Origin of the sequence: Candidatus Scalindua japonica, from assembly GCF_002443295.1 — a bacterium.
Lineage (GTDB): Bacteria > Planctomycetota > Brocadiia > Brocadiales > Scalinduaceae > Scalindua > Scalindua japonica.
The window spans coordinates 26,842-46,790 of record NZ_BAOS01000046.1; the positions used below are offsets into that span (position 1 = coordinate 26,842).

The 19,949-nt window shown below is 38.7% G+C and carries 15 protein-coding genes; 7 read left to right on the forward strand and 8 right to left on the reverse strand.

What is annotated here, in order from left to right; genetic code table 11:
- Positions 1–46: 46 nt before the first annotated feature.
- From floA to SCALIN_RS21115, 3 genes are read right to left on the reverse strand one after another with little or no spacing between them, the layout of a single operon-like run.
- On the reverse strand, positions 47–1,081 hold the full coding sequence (gene floA / locus SCALIN_RS21105) for a flotillin-like protein FloA (RefSeq protein WP_096896412.1): 1,035 nt from the start codon (positions 1,079–1,081) through the stop codon (positions 47–49).
- A gap of 17 nt (positions 1,082–1,098) precedes the next feature.
- Entirely contained in the window at positions 1,099–1,560 is a 462-nt protein-coding gene (locus SCALIN_RS21110) for an NfeD family protein (protein ID WP_096896413.1), read from the reverse strand.
- Positions 1,561–1,567: 7 nt separating this feature from the next.
- The gene (locus SCALIN_RS21115) at positions 1,568–3,055 is read right to left on the reverse strand and encodes an NfeD family protein (protein ID WP_096896414.1); all 1,488 of its coding nucleotides are present in this window, start codon (positions 3,053–3,055) and stop codon (positions 1,568–1,570) included.
- 256 nt (positions 3,056–3,311) lie between these two features.
- On the opposite strand from SCALIN_RS21115, the gene SCALIN_RS21120 reads away from it, so the two are divergent.
- Positions 3,312–4,865: a sigma-54-dependent Fis family transcriptional regulator gene (locus SCALIN_RS21120; protein ID WP_096896415.1), complete on the forward strand. Its 1,554-nt coding sequence runs from the start codon at positions 3,312–3,314 to the stop codon at positions 4,863–4,865.
- Between the two features lie 112 nt (positions 4,866–4,977).
- Here the strand turns inward: SCALIN_RS21120 and rfbC are convergent, their stop codons facing one another.
- From rfbC to SCALIN_RS21140, 4 genes are all read right to left on the reverse strand, one after another.
- Complete coding sequence (gene rfbC, locus SCALIN_RS21125; protein WP_420885452.1) at positions 4,978–5,532, reverse strand: dTDP-4-dehydrorhamnose 3,5-epimerase; 555 nt, start codon at positions 5,530–5,532, stop codon at positions 4,978–4,980.
- Positions 5,533–5,605: 73 nt separating this feature from the next.
- Positions 5,606–6,661 carry a dTDP-glucose 4,6-dehydratase gene (gene rfbB, locus SCALIN_RS21130; protein ID WP_096896417.1) on the reverse strand — a complete coding sequence of 352 codons (1,056 nt, stop codon included), beginning with the start codon at positions 6,659–6,661 and terminating at the stop codon, positions 5,606–5,608.
- A gap of 10 nt (positions 6,662–6,671) precedes the next feature.
- The gene (locus SCALIN_RS21135) at positions 6,672–7,694 is read right to left on the reverse strand and encodes a DUF362 domain-containing protein (protein ID WP_096896418.1); all 1,023 of its coding nucleotides are present in this window, start codon (positions 7,692–7,694) and stop codon (positions 6,672–6,674) included.
- 382 nt (positions 7,695–8,076) lie between these two features.
- On the reverse strand, positions 8,077–8,556 hold the full coding sequence (locus tag SCALIN_RS21140) for a hypothetical protein (RefSeq protein ID WP_096896419.1): 480 nt from the start codon (positions 8,554–8,556) through the stop codon (positions 8,077–8,079).
- Positions 8,557–8,791: 235 nt separating this feature from the next.
- On the opposite strand from SCALIN_RS21140, the gene SCALIN_RS21145 reads away from it, so the two are divergent.
- From SCALIN_RS21145 to SCALIN_RS21165, 5 genes are all read left to right on the forward strand, one after another.
- Positions 8,792–9,409 (forward strand): hypothetical protein, encoded by a 618-nt coding sequence (locus tag SCALIN_RS21145; RefSeq protein ID WP_096896420.1) that lies wholly within the window; start codon positions 8,792–8,794, stop codon positions 9,407–9,409.
- Complete coding sequence (locus tag SCALIN_RS21150; RefSeq protein WP_162532459.1) at positions 9,406–10,527, forward strand: porin; 1,122 nt, start codon at positions 9,406–9,408, stop codon at positions 10,525–10,527. Before SCALIN_RS21145 ends, SCALIN_RS21150 begins: the two co-directional genes overlap by 4 nt.
- A gap of 638 nt (positions 10,528–11,165) precedes the next feature.
- Complete coding sequence (locus SCALIN_RS21155; RefSeq protein ID WP_096896422.1) at positions 11,166–12,026, forward strand: universal stress protein; 861 nt, start codon at positions 11,166–11,168, stop codon at positions 12,024–12,026.
- A 51-nt stretch (positions 12,027–12,077) separates the two neighbouring features.
- Positions 12,078–15,542, forward strand: a complete 3,465-nt coding sequence (locus SCALIN_RS21160) for a mechanosensitive ion channel domain-containing protein (RefSeq protein ID WP_096896423.1) — start codon at positions 12,078–12,080, stop codon at positions 15,540–15,542.
- 258 nt (positions 15,543–15,800) lie between these two features.
- Positions 15,801–16,343, forward strand: coding sequence for a hypothetical protein (locus tag SCALIN_RS21165; RefSeq protein ID WP_096896424.1), 543 nt, complete (start codon positions 15,801–15,803; stop codon positions 16,341–16,343).
- 78 nt (positions 16,344–16,421) lie between these two features.
- Here the strand turns inward: SCALIN_RS21165 and glgP are convergent, their stop codons facing one another.
- Positions 16,422–18,107, reverse strand: a complete 1,686-nt coding sequence (gene glgP, locus SCALIN_RS21170) for an alpha-glucan family phosphorylase (RefSeq protein ID WP_096896425.1) — start codon at positions 18,105–18,107, stop codon at positions 16,422–16,424.
- A gap of 394 nt (positions 18,108–18,501) precedes the next feature.
- Between glgP and SCALIN_RS21175 the strand changes: the two genes are divergently transcribed.
- Positions 18,502–19,893, forward strand: a complete 1,392-nt coding sequence (locus SCALIN_RS21175; protein ID WP_096896426.1) for an MFS transporter — start codon at positions 18,502–18,504, stop codon at positions 19,891–19,893.
- Positions 19,894–19,949 lie beyond the last annotated feature (56 nt).

Below are 19,949 nucleotides of genomic sequence, written 5' to 3' on the forward strand. Positions count from 1 at the left end.
CCTTGAATTGCCAGAAAAATTAAATCTAATTAGGGTAAATTCGTATCTACATTTTTGGAATATCGTCACTTGTCTTGGAAATAGACGTTCTCATTTCTGTGTCTGCCTGAATATTCTTCAGGTGATAGTAGTCCATTATTCCAAGGTTACCCTCTCTGAATGCCTGAGAAATTGCCTTTGGCACTTCTGCTTCTGCAAGGACCACTTTAGCCCGGTTCTCTTCTACCAATGCCTTCATTTCCTGTGCCCTTGCTACCGCCATTGCTCTGCGTTTCTCAGCTTCTGCCTGGGCGACTATTTTGTCAGCTTCTGCCTGGTCTGCCTGCAGTTTAGCCCCTATATTATCTCCAACATCTATGTCAGCGATGTCGATAGATAATATCTCAAATGCGGTACCGGAATCAAGTCCTTTTTCTAAAACTCTTTTTGATATTGAATCAGGGTTCTCCAACACTCTCTTGTGCGTTTCTGCTGAACCAATTGTAGTTACGATCCCTTCTCCAACGCGCGCGATGATTGTCTCTTCCGTTGCGCCTCCGACTAATCGCTCTATGTTTGCTCTCACTGTCACTCTGGCCTTTGTTCTGAGCTGGATACCATCCATTGCCACTGCGTCAATAGTTTGTCTCCCTTTATCCGGATCAGGGCAATCAATAACCTTTGGGTTGACACTCGTTTTAACTGCATCGAGAACATCTCTTCCTGCCAGATCTATTGCACAGGCCCTGTCAAAGCCCAAATCAATCTTTGCTTTATCAGCAGCAATTAATGCCCTGATGACGTTAGGTACGTTACCTCTTGCCAGGTAGTGTGCTTCAAGCTGGGGAGTGTCGTAATCCAGGCCTGCTTTCTTTGCCATAATACGAGAATCAACAATAGTCCTCGCGTTGACACGTCGGAATGTCATTCCAATTAACTGGATGAGGGCGACATTGGCGCCAGACGCTAATGCTTGTATATACAACCAACCGTATTTAAAAATTAAGAGAAGAAATAAAATTAAAAAGATGGAAGCGATAACGATCCCAATTGTCAAAACTTCCTTGGATGCGACTAGTAAAGGTATGTTTATGTTTATCATTTCTTTCTCCTTCGGTTTTATGTTTTTACTGGTCTTACTACTATTCTATTTCCTTTTACTTCTGTAACCTTAATCCTGGTATCTTTTAATATCATTTCGCCTTCTGAGATGACGTCTACTTTGTGGCCGTTTATATTCGCAGTCCCTGAAGGTCTCAGTGTAGTAATTGCAACACCTTCAGTTGATAACAGTTCGTCTCTTTTGTCTGTAGAAGATGCAAAACCCTTCTCTGACGCCTTAACGGCAAAAGTCTTCGTGAGAAGTTTATACCATGTTATAAAAAATATTGGAATAAAGCAAATACCTATAACCAGTAATATGTGTCCTAACAGGTTTGATATGTGTAAATATGCAAATATTATGCTTGTAATAACGCAGCCTGCACCACAAATTCCGACTATCGCCCCTGGTATAAATAACTCTATGGTTATCGCAATCAGGCCGATTACATATAATGTTATGATCCCTGATATACTCATAATAATTTTATACAGCCTTTACAACTATTATATTTCCTCTGATTTCTATTATTTCAACGATTTGCCCTTTTTCAATATACTCTCCCTCTGTTACGACATCGAGTATGTTATTGTTAACTTCAATCTTGCCGGTAGGGTGTAAGGTGGTAGACGCCAGCCCCTGCGTGCCTGGCAAACTGCTCTTCCCCGCAGGTTGGGGCGGGATTACATAACCGCTTTGAGCGGTCTCAGAAGTTGTTAAGACCAAACGGTTAAAAAATGGTATACCCGGCATAAATCTGAATAATAGAAAAATGGTAATTCCGCTGCCAATAATACTACACATCACTGCAAATATATTTTTAACAAACATATCGACGTCATACGGTGTTCTTGGGATAGTAAAATCCTGAAATGATAAAATTGCTCCTATAAGTATTAAAATAATTCCTGGAATTCCAGCAATACCAAAACCAGGTATTAAGAGTATTTCAACAGCTATCAGAACTATACCTGAAAAAAATATAATAATTTCAGGTGCTTCTGCCAGGCCAACGAGATGTTTGCTCAGGAAGACTGTTGCGAGGCAGGAAATACCTATGATTCCAGGTAATCCAAAACCGGGGCTCTTGAATTCCATCCATATAGCCGCCAATCCAATACCAAGCAGGATTGGTGCAATTTTTGCCAGGAATCTTACCATCTCCTCAGACCAGTTTGTTTCTAATATATCAGGAGTAGCGTTTTCTACATTCAGTAAACTTAATAATCCATTACGGTCTTCCACAATTCCCTTTGCGAATTGGTATTCATATGCCTCTTTTGCATGCATTGTGAGTAGCTTTCCCTCTTCTATAATCAACTTTCTGGACTTGATTCCCTTTTTTGTCTCCTCGGTCATTTCTTTAAGTTCTCTGCCGGAAATATAAAACCCATCAGGTTTTTCTTCTGTAACTATTCGATAGACTTCTATCTCTTTTGTAACCATTGCTTCCGCAAGCAGAACAGGATAACCGTTCTTTTCCGCAAATTTTCTGAACTTTGTCCTCAGGACAGTCTGGATTTTTTCACCGACAGTTTTGTAACCACCTTCAGAAGAGGGGACAATTGGTTCACAATCTCCTAATTCCGCCTGAGGAGACATGTATATTTCATTACATGAAATTGCTATCAGAGAACCTGCCGAAATTGCCTTTGTCGGAATAAATGCTACTGTTTTTGTATTCTTGATATTGCTGATATATTCTGATATTTCAAATGCGGGTTCCAGTTGACCTCCAAATGTGTCTATCTCAATAATTATGAGATTTGAGCCATTCTCTTTTGCAATTTCAACTCTTCTTGTCAGAGAACGGTAAATACCACCATCAATTGTCCCACTTAGAGGTATAATTGATACCTTATCGTCATATGAGTTGTTTTCCGTTGGGGCGGTAATATTTTCTGATCGAGTTGATACTGTTAATATGAAGTGAGTAAGTAATAAGGAGAGTAAAATATTTATAAACTTTTTCATGATAGATACTTACCGTAAGGTGCAATTAACATTATAGACAATGGAATTTATCAGAAATCAGATTGCTTGTCAACTTCATTAGTATTTGGTGCACTTATGGCGTGTAAAGCTGGTTAATTCACCGTTTGCTGTAATCTTCCGGATGACAGTTATGGGTAATATTCCCCAGTTTTTCCCAATAATAGTTGACTTTCGGGTACTAAATTTGTAGCATGCTATCTTAATTTAACAATAATTTGGAGAAATTTTACATAAAATGGATGGTACAACTAGCTTAAGGGTTGAAGATATTGTTAGAAACAAAAATCTGAAGGAAACTCATTTACATGATATTCTTGAGGCCAGCGCGATTATTAATTCTAAACTGGATTTGAACCATGTATTGAAACAGGTTATTGTTCACGCTACAAGGCTGACTAATTCCGTTGCGGCATCCATTATACTGAAATGTGATTCCAGCGATGATCTGGTTATTCGTTATGCGACTGGTCCTGCTTCCAATGCGATTTCAAATGTCAGATTTCCTACGGACAAGGGTATTGCCGGATTCTGCATAAATACAGGGCAAATTGTTGTAGTTTTTGATGCCAAGAAGAATCCACACCATTTTGCGGACATTGATAAACTTTCAGGCTTTAATACTGAAAGTGTTTTGTGTGTTCCATTGTGTGTAAAAGGTAAAACAATCGGTTGTGTTCAATTGTTAAATAAGTGTGATAGTACATCGTTTAACAATGAAGATATTGCTGTTGCGACAATAATGAGTAATTTTGCTGCTGTGTCTGTTTCGAATGCTAAGAGCTATGATAACCTGCAGAGAACAAATTTTGCTCTCAAGTCACAGTTATTTACAACAGATATGGTAACTGGTAAGAATAGTAAAATGAAGAAAATTCTACAGTCTATTAATAAACTGAAAGATACAAAAAGTAATGTTTTAATTCTTGGTGAATCAGGCACCGGTAAAGGTGTCATCGCACGCGCTATTCACAGGCAAAGCAGTCGAAAAGATAATCCGTTTGTTACCGTTAATTGCTCAGTCTTATCACCGACACTGTTAGAGAGTGAACTATTTGGACATGAAAAAGGGGCGTTTACCGGCGCGGACAAACTAAAGGTGGGGAGGTTTGAGATTGCAGACAGTGGAACGGTATTCTTAGATGAAATTGGAGAAATTGACAAATCGATACAGACTAAACTTTTAAGAATTTTGCAGGAAAAAGTTTTCGAACGTGTGGGTAGTACTAAAACCCTGACAACAGATATTCGCATAATAGCTGCGACAAACAGCGATTTAGAAAAAGCGGTAGAGCAGAATCTGTTCAGGAGAGATCTCTATTACCGCCTGAAAGTTATCGTTTTCCAACTGCCACCACTAAGAGAACGAAGGGAAGATATACCAGCCTTCGCGCAATTCTTTCTGGAAAGATACTGTAAAGAGTTAAGTAAGTCAGCACGTACGTTTGATAAGAATTGTATGAGTGCTTTGGTTAGTTATGATTATCCGGGTAATATAAGAGAGTTAGAAAATATTGTTGAAAGGGCTGTCGTTTTAGCGGAAGGTGATGTTATTCATATTAGTGATTTGCCGGATGAAATTCAATATAGAAAAAAAGCTGTTTTTGATAGAAAGATTGAAGCTCCTGAAAAAACCAAATCAATTTATGAAATGGAAAAGGATGCGATTTACAAAACAATGCTTGAATGTTCGTGGAACCAGAGTATGGCTGCACGTTTATTAGGGCTTAGTCGTGACAAATTGAGATATCGTATAAAAAAATACAAAATAGAAAAACCTGCTGAAGATTAATACGAAAGGAGTTTCCTTTCAATATTGTACTGCCTCTGTAACATTCTCAGGGTATCTTTGTTCCCATGTCATCAAGTAGTTAACAGCGCCTCATGAAGAAGATGTGTATGCTTTACTGGTAAATTGGAAGATGTATTTCCGGCGCCTCTTTCAATCCTGGATATTGCTTGTCTTTATCTGATACCGTCGGAACTTCTACAGGCCAGTCTATTCCAATTGAGGGGTCTGACCATACCACACCATATTCATCATCCGGGTTATACAGGTCAGTAGTTTTATATAACACATCTGCAGTTTCACTGACGACGCAGAAGCCATGAGCAAAACCTTCAGGAACAAAAACCTGTCGTCTGTTTTTTTCGGAAAGATATGCTCCTACCCATTTACCAAATCCGGGAGATCCGCGACGTATGTCAACAGCAACATCATATATTTCCCCCGTAATAACATAAACCAATTTGCCTTGTGGGTGGTTTAACTGATAGTGCAGTCCTCTCAGTGTCCCGCGTGTTGAGTGTGAGTAATTGTCCTGAACAAAGACATGGTCTATGCCCGCGTCAGCATATTTCTTCTGATGGAAGGTTTCCATGAAAAAACCGCGGGAATCATTAAAAACTTTAGGCTCAAGCAGTAAAACGCCTGGCAGGTCCATGATAGTATATTTAATAGACAACTGTTAAAAGCTCCTGATCTGTTATAATATTGCCTTCTCAGCAATGATATTTTCTAATCTTTAAAAACTAAGTACCATAGTGTTCTTTGACCCACGTTAAGTATTCACCACTCTTTATTCTGTCTGTCCAATTTGTATTCTGGAGATACCATTGGATCGTTTTTTTGATACCTGATTCAAAGGATTCTTCCGGAGACCAACCCAGTGTATTCTTTAATTTGCTGAAATCAATCGCATATCTTCTGTCATGACCGGGCCTGTCCTTTACAAACTTGATCAACTCTCTTCGTGGGCGATTATCCGGTAATTTTTTGTTATCATCCAGTATTTCGCAAATCATTTTTACAAGTTTCAAATTTTCCAGTTCATTATTACCACCGACATTATATGTCTCACCGTGAATTCCTTTTTTCATAATCATCCAGACTGCCGTGCAGTGATCTCTTACGTATAACCAGTCTCTGACATGCAAACCATCTCCATAAACAGGTAGTGATTCTCCTTCAATAGCATTAAGGATCATCAGTGGGATCATCTTTTCAGGAAACTGATATGGGCCATAGTTATTGGAACAATTTGATATTGTGATGGGCAGGTTATAGGTCTTATAGTATGCCCTTGCAAGATGGTCAGACGATGCCTTGGATGAGGCGTAAGGACTATTTGGTTTATAGGATGTTTCTTCTGTAAAGAAGCCTTCTGCACCCAGACTGCCAAATACCTCATCTGTACTGACATGGTGAAAAAGCTTGATGCTGTCAATATGGCTTCTGGCGACATCTAACAAATTAAAGGTCCCAACTATGTTGGTTTGAATAAATGTATCAGGCTTGACAATAGATCTGTCGACATGCGATTCTGCTGCAAAATGGCAAACACTATCAATTTGATACTCTGTAAATATTTTTGTGACCTCTTCCTTATCACATATATCAGCCTTGATAAATTTATATTTTTCAGGAAAGTTTTCATCTGTCCCGGTCAAGTTATCAGGATTTCCGGCGTAAGTCAGATTATCTACATTAATTATCCTTCCTGAAAAATCAGATTCCTCAAGAAGATAACGGATAAAATTTGCTCCGATAAAACCGCTTCCACCGGTAACTAATAAGTTTTTGTACATCACTGGCTTTCTATATTGCTATGACATCTATCAACGAAGGGTCGTCAACTCCAATGCCTAAATTTGCGGCTGTTTCAATATACTTTGGTTCTCTGCCAGCCTCTTTAAGAGATGGCATATTTACCTCTTTTCTCTTTTTCTCAATAATCTGTGCTCCAACGCGGTCCAGGGCTACAGGATCTGTTCCAATCAACATACCCTGAAAATCCCATGACCATTGCGGTTTGAAAGCCGGACCTCCATGGTATTGCGCCTTCAGTGCATCACAAACAATTAATCGAAGTTTGTCCTTTATAAAAGGGTGGCTGTTGAGATCCGCAACATAAGGGTCACAATTACTATCATGGTATTTGTTGGGATTATGTATAATCCCAAAGAAGTTCTTCATCCCTATCGATACACCGGCAAGATCGTGGTCTTTCAGGATCGGTACATTTACTATAGCAGTGCAGAATGATGATGCTATCTTACTGAAACAACTGCCAATGCTGCCGATGATCAGTGGTTTTGAGGTGTACCCTCCTGAGGGGAGATCGTCTGTTCCAAAACACTTGAAGCCATTGTTACTTCTACGAATATTAAATCCGGCATCTTCCAATTCTCTATTGAATCTTTCAAATATTACTATATTACTCTCTCTTACACCAGCCGACTTTATACCGTTTATAATAGCCTCAACTATTTCCGTATGAGGTGAAAACCTCTTGCCGGCCAGACAATTAAGTTTAATCCCGACTATATCATTTTTGTTGAAGAGCCTGCTCCACGCTACCATCGGATTTTCTGAACCTGTTATTTTTAATAATGCACTGTCAATAGCCATACTAATAACATTCGTGTCTGCTCTTCCATTAGCATTTATGAATTTCCTGTCTTTTGCAAGTATAACTCTCGACCTTAATAGAGTATTTTCTTCTGCATATAGAGTTTTAAAAAAATTACTATTACCTAATAAGAGAGACGAAGCGCAAAGCCCGGTCCCTATAGCGGTTGCCTCTTCAAGGAACTCTCTCCGAGATTTATTGATAGTCATTTAATTTAATTATTAACGTGAATATGCGCGAAAGTTTGTGAGATTCAGAAGGATTATTATAGCAAAATGTGGCTTCGTGTCAATGTATTGATGTATCAGATATGAAATGTATAGAAAGGGGGGTACAATAATTTTGCACTATTTGTATGTTGACATACTAAAAAATAAGCCTTATCTCAACAGGTGAGATAAGGCTTATTGTGTATTTAAAAGTAAAATTGCTGAAAGTAGCGTTTAGCGTATTTTACTGGAAATTGAAAGTACTTTAACTGTGAAATCCTTCTCTTAACATAAAAAACACTGGCTACTGCTCTATATTTAATTTGTTAAAGAGATTTCTCCATTCCTTTTACAAATTCGTCAGTTGTTTTCGGGAATTGTTTCAATGTGAAGATTCGATCAATGTCTCTTCAATTTCATCTAATGCGTCTATTCTTGTGCCTCCATCATTGGTGCTCATCTGTTCTCTCAACTCTTGAACGGCCTGCCTTGCTTCTATCAGGTTCTTTGTATAACCGGCTTTGTCTGTTTCCAAGACAAGCTTTGCAACTGTTACAACCGTTAATTCATTCTGCAGTTCAGCAAGTTCTCCATCAAGTTCTTCACTTGCTTCTGTTAGTTCAGCCACTTGCATTTCCAGCTCCTTATTCTGTTTGTCAACCTTACTCAGCTTCATAATCATATCAGGTACTTTCAATATTTCTGTTTTACCTGCTAATATCTGCTGCTCCATATGATGTACTCTTTTTAATTGAGCTGTGTATTTACCAATAGAGGTAATTGCAAGTGTGAAAAATATAATAGCAAAAACTGCAAAAAAAGCAGTTGTTGTTGCAAAAATTTTAACCTTTCCTGTAGCCATCGTTTCCTTCTCCTTTCAAACGCATTTTTCTGTAAAAAGTTAATGGAGTTATGTTTAAACAGTTTTCGTTAATCTAACAAATAGCGGATTTTATGTCAAGTACGAATTTGTTGTCGAATTAATTGTCTCCGTACCATATTTAACTTCCGTTTATTCTGATATTTATGATTGAATCTGTTAATTGTTCCTGTTTAAATTTAGCATTATGAACATTTCCATAAAACATAAATATTCCATGATAATTACTCTTTGTGCCCTGAATATTCTCTTTTGCCAGAGATATTCTGCCGGATACGGTTATAAGAAGAGTGAAGATCCTATTATCACGGTTTTCAAATCAGTGATTTTCAATGGCAGAAAGGGTGATTGGGAGAGAGTTGCGCTAGACATTGACACGATTAGTGACAGAATTGATGATGTTAAAAATATTTTTGATGTAAACCTCAGACCGGCGCTTAATGCGGGCCTGTGCCAGCATAATTTTCAGGAAGTAATCAAGGTAATGGCTAACCTTGTATTCCTCGCGATGAAAGAGAAATTTTATTGGAATATCAGTGAAGGTCTTCGCATATTTATGAAGGCAAAGGTCAGGCTCCGGCTTGCCGATGAATATTATACCCTTTTGCTTTCGGGGAATGTCAGAAGATATGATAGGCTGAATGGTACGAAATTTCATGATGATATCTTCAATAAGTTTGCAGAAGCCGGAAATGCTCTGGGGAGCATCGGTTTTCTTGGAGCAGGGGCTGTCAGCCCGAAACTGAATGATTTTGAAATTGCCACAAAGGAAATCGAACAAAAACTTCTTATTGTTTTTCCATATTTTCAGAGTGGTGAAGAGATAACATATTGATAAACTTACGTAAACTGTTTCAAAATACAACTATTACAGTTCTCATTATAATTAGTACACTGAACTTGTCCCAATGTGATGTTGTTGGACAGGATATAACAGACAATCAGTTTTTTTTTGATGTAGATGAGATAAAGTTTCCGGAGCCGAAATTACTCAGTCCGGAGTTTCACGGCAACTTAAGTCTTGGGGTGCCATTTTCAGAAGGTCTCGATGAATCGGAAAAAGGCTCATCAAAGGTCTTTCACCAGACAGAAATTACCCTCTGGGCAGGAGTACAGATATTTAAAGGCTTGTCATTTGTTACTGAGCTTGAGATAGAAGAGGGTTTTGAGGTTTATGAGATTGAGAGATGCGCGCTGGATTGGAAGGTATTCAATAACAAATGCGTTTTAAGAGTAGGGAAGTTTTATTATCCATTTGGTATTGAGAGACTGGTAGAAAATGCAGTTAATAACAAACTTATAGACAGGCCGAATCCATCTATTAAGATAATTCCGGGGACATATTCTGATGAGGGATTGGAACTATACGGAAATCTTCCTTTCCTCTACAAAACAAGATTACAATATGAGTTTGCGGCAACTAACGGGCTCTCCAGTTTTGAGGGAAAAGGGGAGCAGCATCTGGATGATAATAATGATGATATCTCACTGGGAGGGCGTCTGGGTGTTGAAATATTACCGGACTTCGAAATAGGAGGATCTTATTCTACAGGTAAGTACGATGACGATGAAAGATACAGAATGGATTTTGTGGGAGTGGACGCGTTGTTTCGCAGAGGTGGTTTTGAGATACGGGGTGAATACATAAGGAGTAACGTTGAACGGCCAACTGATGCAGGAGGAAGTTTTGATCGTGAGGGTTACTACATTCAGACTTCATATAAATTCTTGCCTGATATAAATTACATTGAGCATATTGAGGTTGTGGGAAGATTCGATTCTGTTGATCCTGACGATCTTGTGACAAATGAAGGTGATATGGACAGGGTAGCTGTGGGAGTAAATTTATCTCCATCACACCATTTCATACTCAAGTTACAGTACGAAATGGAAAATGAGGCGACCGAGGATAGAGAAAACAAAGGATTTATTCAGATGAATATCAGGTGGTGATGATTGCAGAGGGAAAATGAAACAGAGAAGCAGGTGCCGACCGTACCGATTAACAGATTTAATTGTTTTCTCCTACTGGTATAACGTCTGGATAAATCTACATTTCGTTATGGGTTTTCTTTAGTTTGGTTCCAGGCACATATATGTTCGGGTAATCATAAAAATATCTCTATCGAAAATTTATAAAAAGTAAAACGATGTTTTGCCGTAATCAAACACGATATATAAATATTCAAAAAAAGTACAGAGGAGCTTCGCCTGCTTTTATACTAAGATCAATAACCAATCATCATTGTATCATCCATTTGTCGTTTGTAGTTAAAATACATTAACATGTTTTAACAAATTATAGTATTATAACAAAATAAAATGAAATATTATTAACGTCGCAAATTAATTACAAATTGAGTGATTTTGATATCGCTGTTAACGTATTGCGTCGCTTCATTTTTCATGTGAGGTTCTTGTAACAAGAGTAACGTTTATTACGCTGTATATCCATGTACATAAGGAATTTGTTTCGGAAATACAAATGATGGTAAGTTGTTAAAATTAATAGATTCTGAGAAAATAAGTGGCCTTGTTCGACTGAAGGCGGGTAAGGATAACACATTGAATTTCTGGATATTGCATTACTCATGAAAATTATATTAGCTGTAGACGGTTCTAAGAATTCAGAATGGGCAGTAGATTTCCTTCTGAAGATTCCATTGGCAGAAATGCCTCAGATCAGCGTGTTGCAAATAGTGCCTGAGAAAAAGCATATGACTCCTTTTTTAGATTCAGTCTATCACAAACTATACAAAGACACGATACAGGAAAAGATAGATAAAGATATTTTGTCTGCGGAGACACTGACCACACGAATTGCAGAACAACTAAGATCCCGATGGAATCACATAGAGTCCATAATTGAGAAAGGACAGGTATCGGATAAGATTATAGAAAGGGCAAAAGGAGAAAAGGCGGACTTGATCATTCTGGGCTCACGAGGACTTAGTAAAGCAAAATCTTTCTTTTTAGGCGGGGTTTCTCAAAAAGTCACTACTTACGCTCCGTGTTCAGTTCTTGTTGTAAAGAAAAAAATAAGTACATTCAAGAGAGTCCTTATCGCGACAGATGGGTCTCACTATTCCAATGTCGCTGTAAAATTTCTAAAATCCTGTTTTCTAACAAAAGAATTTAGTACCACTCTTCTTAACGTTTGGGACTCTCCTGTCATCCTTCCACAATTTGCTTATGAAGCTATAGGGGAAAAACGCCTTAAAGAGTTGCATAAAATGGCATTCTTGGCAAATGCTTTATGCGTTGAAGGTGATCCGGCAGAAATGATTAATGATATAGCCCAGCGAAGAAAAGTCAATCTTGTAATTGTCGGATCAAAAGGTCTTACGGGAAATAAGCGATTTCTTTTAGGTAGTGTTGCCCGAAAAGTGGTTACTTACAATAATAGCTCTGTTCTTGTTGTAAAGAGCATTGATAAGCCAAATATGACTTAGTAATAATATGTTGACGAGGAGAATGGTTAATTTGCAGGAAAAGATAAATTTATGAAAATTATGTATCGACAAAATATTTTGATGGTTTTCATCCTGGTATGGAGTATGGGGGACATTAATTTGTCTGCCCAGGAGGTAAGTCCACCAACTGGTTCTACTGATATTGTGTCATCATACTCCGCTGAAGTACTGAATGTCCACAAAGTCAGCACTTTGATTACCGAAATCGAAGGTAAAACGGAGCTTGATGAGGCCCTTCGCGCAAAATTGCTTGAAAAGTATCGCGCGGCATTGTATCAACTGGCGTTATCTCAACAACACAAAAATGAAACAGAAATTTTAAAACGTTATATCGAGGCCACTCCGGAAGAGACCAGAAAACTCCGGGAACAGTTACTGGAGGCTCAAAAATCTGATATTCAAAATAAACCGTTACCTGCTGATATATCCGAATATACAACATCCAGGGAATTGGAGTTAAGGCTTGCTAAAGAACAGGCTGACCTGACAGCTCTAAAGAACAAAGTGACTGGTATTAAAGCGGAAATACAGCAACTCCAGATGCGGCCGGACAATATACAGAGTGAATTGGTTGATGCGAAACAAAGGCTTGACGAATATACTGAAACTCTCAAAGCCGGTTTGCTTAACGAAGAGAACCCAACAGAATCGAATGCACGTATAATACTGCTACAAGCCAGACAAAGCTCAGCTTTACATGAAATTAACAAGCTCGAACAAGAACTAATGAGCCACGATGTGAAAAGAGAATTACTGCTGGTAACACGAGATGTTTTCAATATAAAGGTATCATACACAGAGCACATTGTAAAAGCTATTGAGGATATGGTAAACCAGTTTCGTGAGAAAGAAGTTAAACAAGCCAGTTTAGCTGCTGAAGCTGATAAACATAAAGCTATAGACAAGCACCCTGCCGTAAAAGGACTTGCGGGAGAAAATGCAGAGTATACTTCCGAATTAACAGATGTGGCTCATTATATTAGTAAAATTACTCCACAACGGACATCACTCAGCGATCATCTCAAACAACTCAAACTTGATTACGAAAACGCGAAAAAACAGATTGAAATCGCAGGTAACGTGGATGAAGCCCTGGTACAGATCATGCTCGATCAACGAAGAAGATTACCGGATTTAAACGGCAAGAGAAAAATCAATGAGGAAATAAGAAAGAAAGTTATTGCGGCAAGATTGAGAAGATTCCGGTTAGATGAACAAATCAGACCAATGAGTAATATTCCTCTGGAAGCAGCACGTATTATGAGCGAAAAAGTGCAAAAGCCTGTTCTTGAGGCAGACGGGAAGGATATTGAGAATGAAATTACCGTCCTTTTAACTAAAAAAAGTGAACTTCTTAGTAAATTAGATGCCGCCTATGGAAGTCTGCTTAAATCACTGGGAGAATTTCATTCAGAGTTGAATCAATACATAGAAAATGTTCAGGTTTATGCTTCTTTTATGGATGAGCAATTAATGTGGGTACCCAGTTCACCACCATTTAGCAAGTTAACATGGCATAAACTGATTAGTTCATTTAACTGGTTATTTTCGCCGTATAATTGGAAAGAACTGGGCATTGCCAGTTTGAGCATCTTTACTAATGCTCCGGTGTTATCCGGGATAGCCATATTAATAGCATTCTGGCTGTTTTCTACTAGAATCAAGCTCAAGAAAGGGCTGGAGGCGATATCCAATAACATAGGAAAAATATCTACAGATCATTTTAAACATACACTTCTTGCCTTATTAATAACCATATTATCAGCTATCCCTTTTCCGTTCATTCTTGTATTTTTCTCCTGGCAGCTGTTGAAGATCGAAGAGTCTGTTGAATTTGTCAAGGCATGTGGATTTGGACTGCTTTTCACCAGCTGGTTCATGCTGAGTTTTCAATTTTTCAGAGCTGTCTGTTATAAAAAGGGTCTTGGTGAAACTCACTTCAAGTGGAAAAAAACCACGTTGAAAGTTCTTCGTAATAATCTGTTCTGGCTGCTTATGATTGTCTCCATAGCAAGTTTCTTCACTACCCTGGTAGAATACCAGAGCAATAATAACTTCCGTGACAGCCTGGGGCGATTAGGTTTTATAATAGGGATGGCTGCTTTTACCGTTTTTATACAAAGGGTAATTCAACCCAAAAAAGGTATTTTTGGAAACATAATCTCTGAAAATCCTAATGGATGGTTGACCCGCATGACGTGGCTCTGGTATCCTGCCGCAGTACTACTGCCTGTATCACTTGTAGGATTGGCAGCTTTTGGCTATTACTATGTCGCTTATCAGTTAGGTCTTAAGTTACTGCAAACCCTGTGGATACTATTTGGGGCAGTCATTGCCTATTATATAGGTATCAGATGGTTCTACATAAAGGAGAGGAAACTTGCACTTGAGCAGGCGTTGGAAAGACGAAAAGCCGCTGCTGCCGCAAAGAGCGTCGCAGAAGGGACAATTGAAATAACAGAAGTCGCGTTGCCACAATTTGAAGAACCTGTTGTTAATCTTTCAGCAGTAAAAGAACAGACAAGAAATCTACTCAGGTCTTTTATCGGTTTTTCCGTGATCATTGGAATCTGGATAATCTGGGCTACCGTATTGCCCGCACTTAATGTCCTCTATAAAATTAATCTCTGGTCACACACTGTGGTGATTGACGGTAGTCCGGCGCTACAATGGGTTACCCTCTTTCATTTAATGCTCTGTCTGGTTGTAGGAGTGACTACGGCTGTCGTTGCAAAAAACCTTCCTGGCGTTCTCGAAATCGCTATTCTCCAGAACCTGCCGATTCAGACGGGAAGTCGCTACGCCATTACATCGATCAGCCAATACATTATCGTCACTATAGGTTTAGTCTCGATATCTAAGATTATGGGAGTGAACTGGGCACAATTCGGTTGGTTGTTCGCGGCCCTCAGCGTTGGTATCGGATTTGGCCTGCAGGAAATAGTTGCAAACTTTGTGTGTGGTATTGTGTTGTTTATAGAACGTCCTATACGTGTGGGCGATATCATAACCGTTTCAGATGTGTCAGGGACTGTCACTAAAATCCAGATTCGAGCTACAACAATCACCAATTGGGATCGTCAGGAATTCGTAGTGCCTAATAAGGAATTCATCACCGGGCGTATTCTTAACTGGACTCTCTCTAACACCACAAATAGATTCACTATTGATGTGGGCATCGCCTATGGATCTGACGTGGAGCGCGCACGAGAACTGCTTTTGCAGATTGCTGGTGAACACCCTGCGGTCCTGAAGGACCCTGCTCCTTTCGCAATGTTCCAGAAATTTGAGGACAGCTCATTGCACATGTCTTTGCGTTGCTACTTGCCAAATCTGGATAAACGCCTGGCAACAATTCATGAACTCCACTCTGATATCCACAGAAGATTTAAAGAGGCAGGTATAGAGATCGCATTCCCTCAACGTGATATTCATGTAAAAAACACTGATAATGTTGTTAAAGAATCTGAAGGTCAACAATTCAGAGAAAAATAAATAGTATGAACTTGAGAATATGAGTCAAAAAGAAATAAAGGTAAGCAGTATGATAAAAATATAACGTGTTTAACCTTCATTTATTATTTGTAGCATTTTGATTGAAGTTGAAGAGGACAATAGCGGGAGCTGAAGAGTAGTAAAAAGATTCATGTGTAAATGGGAAATGCATGATAAAGTGTGGAAACAGCAAACTTAAATGAACTTGTGCAAAGGATAGAAAACCTTTTTTGCGATTTGCAGTATCATTTCTGAACTATGAATAGTGACAAATTAAGATTGATGGGAACATGTATTTTATCATTTTCAATTTTCTGTCTGGTAACTGTGCTGGTTTATGTAGGTTATGAAATCAATACGGTTATCACGGAGATACGTCCTCTTGTTAAAGAGAGGGAGAGTGGAAAGAGCCTCGTCTCAGATATCGCGAGTGAGATAGTGAATCTCAGATATTCTATCCATGATGTTGTTGTAACCGTAGATCAGGCAAAAGCAGAGATAGAGAGCATTGATCAGAATATCACACCTCTGATTCATGAAATTGAATCCGTGCGACGTGATATGCCAGTACTCATCGACAGAACGGAAAAGCTTATGGTGACGGATGTTCCTGATTTACTATTGAGAGCGGAGCAACTCATTGCAGATATTGAAAAAGCGGGTGAACGTGCAGGCAAGGGTGCTGTTAAAGGCGCTGTCAAGGGTACTATCGGACTTCCTGTTAACACCGGTATTGGCATTCTGTCCTCTCCGGCAAAAATATTTAAAAAGAAGGAAAACTCAGATCAAAAAATGAAGTGACAAAAGAAATTAAGCCTTAAAACTGAGTAATCAACTTGTTTGATCACTGTTTCATAAAGGCTTGGATTAATAACGGTATTACAGGAAATAGGCTTTCACAATGTACTGCTGTAACATTCTCTGTGTATTAAAAAATGAACCGTTTATTGCAATACAATTCTTCATGATGTCAACATAGTGCTTCTGCTTTCGGTAGAATAGTGGAATAATTTCAGAAAGTTTATTGTATAAAGACAGTGCATCTTTTGACCGGTCACTGACGCCATCCATATCTTGGTCGTTGCTGTCAATAGACCACCCTGTTACATCTTTAATGTAGCCTTCAAGCCACCAGCCATCCAGAATACTGAGGCTGGGCACACCATTCAATGCAGCCTTCATTCCACTTGTTCCAGACGCTTCAAGAGGGGGTTGTGGAGTATTGAGCCAGAGATCGACACCGGAAGTAATCATCTTGCCAAGTTCCATGTTATAATTCGGAATATATGCAATCCTGATGTCTCCCTTCAACATACTTTTCAATTGATGAATCCGTTTGATAAGTTCCTTGCCGCCTACATCTTTTGGGTGGGCTTTCCCTGAATAGATAACCTGAAAAAGACCGACTTGAGATGAAATTTCTCTGAGCCTCTCAAGGTCTTGAAAAAGGAGATCTCCTCTTTTGTAAGCTGCTGCCCGTCTTGCAAATCCTATGGTGAAAATATCCTCATCCATTCCTGCATTTGTCTGATGGTTTACATACTGAATCAGTAATCTCTTTGCTTTAGCATGAGCAACCGATAATTCATCTTTTGGGATATTCAAAGCATACCGTAAACTGGCATTGTCCTCTCTCCATCCCGGAATATAACAATCGAATAAGTCCTGTATGGGCTGAGATGTCCATGTCTCAGCATGAACACCGTTTGTAATGGAGTCAATTATATAGTTTGTAAACATATGACGTGATACTTCGCCATGCTTTTTGGCAACACCATTGACATAATGACTTAAGTTAAGCGCTAAATACGTCATATTTAAAAGTCCACCACAGCAAAATACATCTTTCATGTCAAGAACTTCCCGATTCCCCAGAACACGCGTCACCAGATCCATAGCAAACCGATCATGTCCTGCGGAGACAGGTGTATGCGTAGTAAAGACACAGCTTTTCCGTACCGCTTCAACATCTTCGGTTATTATGGATGTTCTCCCTGCCTTATTAGCTTCCTCATCCAGAAGTTCTAATGTCAGAAGGCTTGGATGCCCTTCATTCATATGAAATCGTTCAATATCATGATATCCAAGTGATCGGAGCATTTTCACGCCACCAATACCAAGGATTACTTCCTGGCAAATGCGATAATGGTCATCTCCGCCATAAAGAAAATCCGTTAAGTTTCTATCCCATTGAGAATTTTCTTCAAGATCAGTATCCAGGAAATAAACAGGGACCGTAAAGTCGTTGATACCTTTCATATCATACTTCCAGGCACGAAGATATACCATACGACCCTCTATGGTCACAGTGACTCTCTCCGCCATCTCTACAAGAAAGTCTTCAACAACCCATTCCACGGGTTCTTCAGTCTGCCATCCACTGGAATCCAGCCTTTGATAAAAATAACCCTTTCTATACAGTAGTGATACAGCTACCAAAGGTATTTTAAGATCGGAAGCTGAACGTATTGTATCTCCTGCCAACACACCCAATCCTCCGCTATAGGTTGGCATCCCTGATTTCAAGGCTATTTCCATAGAGAAATATGCAATTTTACCATTCATAATATTTTAAAACATTCTGTTACATTCAATGTAAGATTGCAAACTCGGTATCCGCAAAGAGAACATAATGCGGCCTTACCCTATTATTTATTATTTTAAGAATACTGAAATTTTCAGTCGCAGGGGAGACAAGAAATTCCATATTTAAACAATTTATCCTTCGTAGTCTCCGCACGGTTGAAGTACTTTGGAGGATGAATACTACGGAGAAAGAGGGTTTACATTAAAAACTAAATTTCATATAAAATCAACTATGTTTTTGCCAGAACTTATTATTGACAATAAAAGTATTTTCTTGTAAATGCTAACGTTATAATCCATAATTCGATTTTTTCTTTACTAAGCACTAATATAAACACTTTGGGCTTTTTTCATCATTTACAGACGGGAAACAATGAACACTAAGAATAATTCCATTCAAAAGGTTAAAATACGTAAGACATTGAAGATGTCAATTTTTGAAGGCAGTTTCTCGGGTATTTCAGCTTCAATCTTTGAATATTTTATCCGACCGCTTGCACTCTTTCTGAATGCAAACCTTTTTCAGATTGGTATATTATCATCCTTTCCGCAGTTGCTGATAAGCGTTACTCAACTCTATCTTCCGGATTTTCTCAAACGGTTTAAGAGTAGAAGGAACTTTGTCGCTCTTTGTGCCCTTATTCAAGCTTTCATGGTGATTCCCATAATATTAGTACATTATGTGCCAAAAAACGTGCAAATCCCACTGTTAATATCATTCTACTGTTTATACGCGATTATCGGTTCCATGATTGTGCCTGTCTGGGCGTCCCTTATGTCAGATATTGTTCCAAAACGAATTAAAGGTTTGTATTTTGGCAGGAGGGCAATGGTAATAGGAGTTTCTTCGCTTATCGTTGTCTTATTCATCGGTTATCTGCTTCAGGTATCTTTGCAGAAAGTGTTCTGGGGTTTTGTTGTGATTTTTACCTTTGCATGCGTTCTCAGAATAATTTCATCATTTATTTTGATGAGGCATTACGATGCACCTCTTCATATAAAACCTGAACACCACTTTTCATTTTTCCAATTTCTTAAAAGATCAAAAACCGGAAACTTTGGCAAATATGTTTTTTTCGTATCTGCAATGTCCTTTTCAGTATTTATCGCTTCACCATATTTCAGCGTATATATGCTTAAAAGAATTCATTTCGGATATGTTGAATACACCATAATAAGTGTCAGCCCTCTTCTTTTTGGTCTCTTATTAAAACCTGTCTGGGGAAGGATTGGAGACAAATTTGGTAATCTATTTGTAATCAGGGTTTGCAGTTTGGTGATTGCACTTGTTCCTGCCGCATGGCTTGTTTCAAAAAATTTTTACTGGCTCCTGTTAATACAAGTACCTTCAGGACTTGCCTGGAGTGGTTTTAACTTATGTACATTAAATTTTATTTACGATTCCGCTATCCCGGAAAAGAGGGTACGCTGTATATCTTATTTCAACACCATGTATACATTTTCTGCATGTGCAGGTGCTTTTCTGAGCGGATTGCTGGCTAATTACGTACCTGAACTATGGGGTGAAAGGTTATTGTCGATTTTTGCAATCTCTGCTATCCTGAGAGGAGTAACTCTCCTGTTTTTTTATAATCGTGTTAAAGAGGTAAAACGAGTAAGGCCGTTTAAATTAGAGAAAGAGTATTTCAAGGAAATCATTCCAGTCTTTCGGCCAAACCGGGGCTACATACGGCCTGTCAGTGTTGATATAGATCAAGATACCAGTTGTCCTGTCAAAACACACAATCCGAAAAAAAGTTTATGATCATTTCGTTACTTATATATACGGCTTATTGAATCGGCGATTTCAATACACGGGTT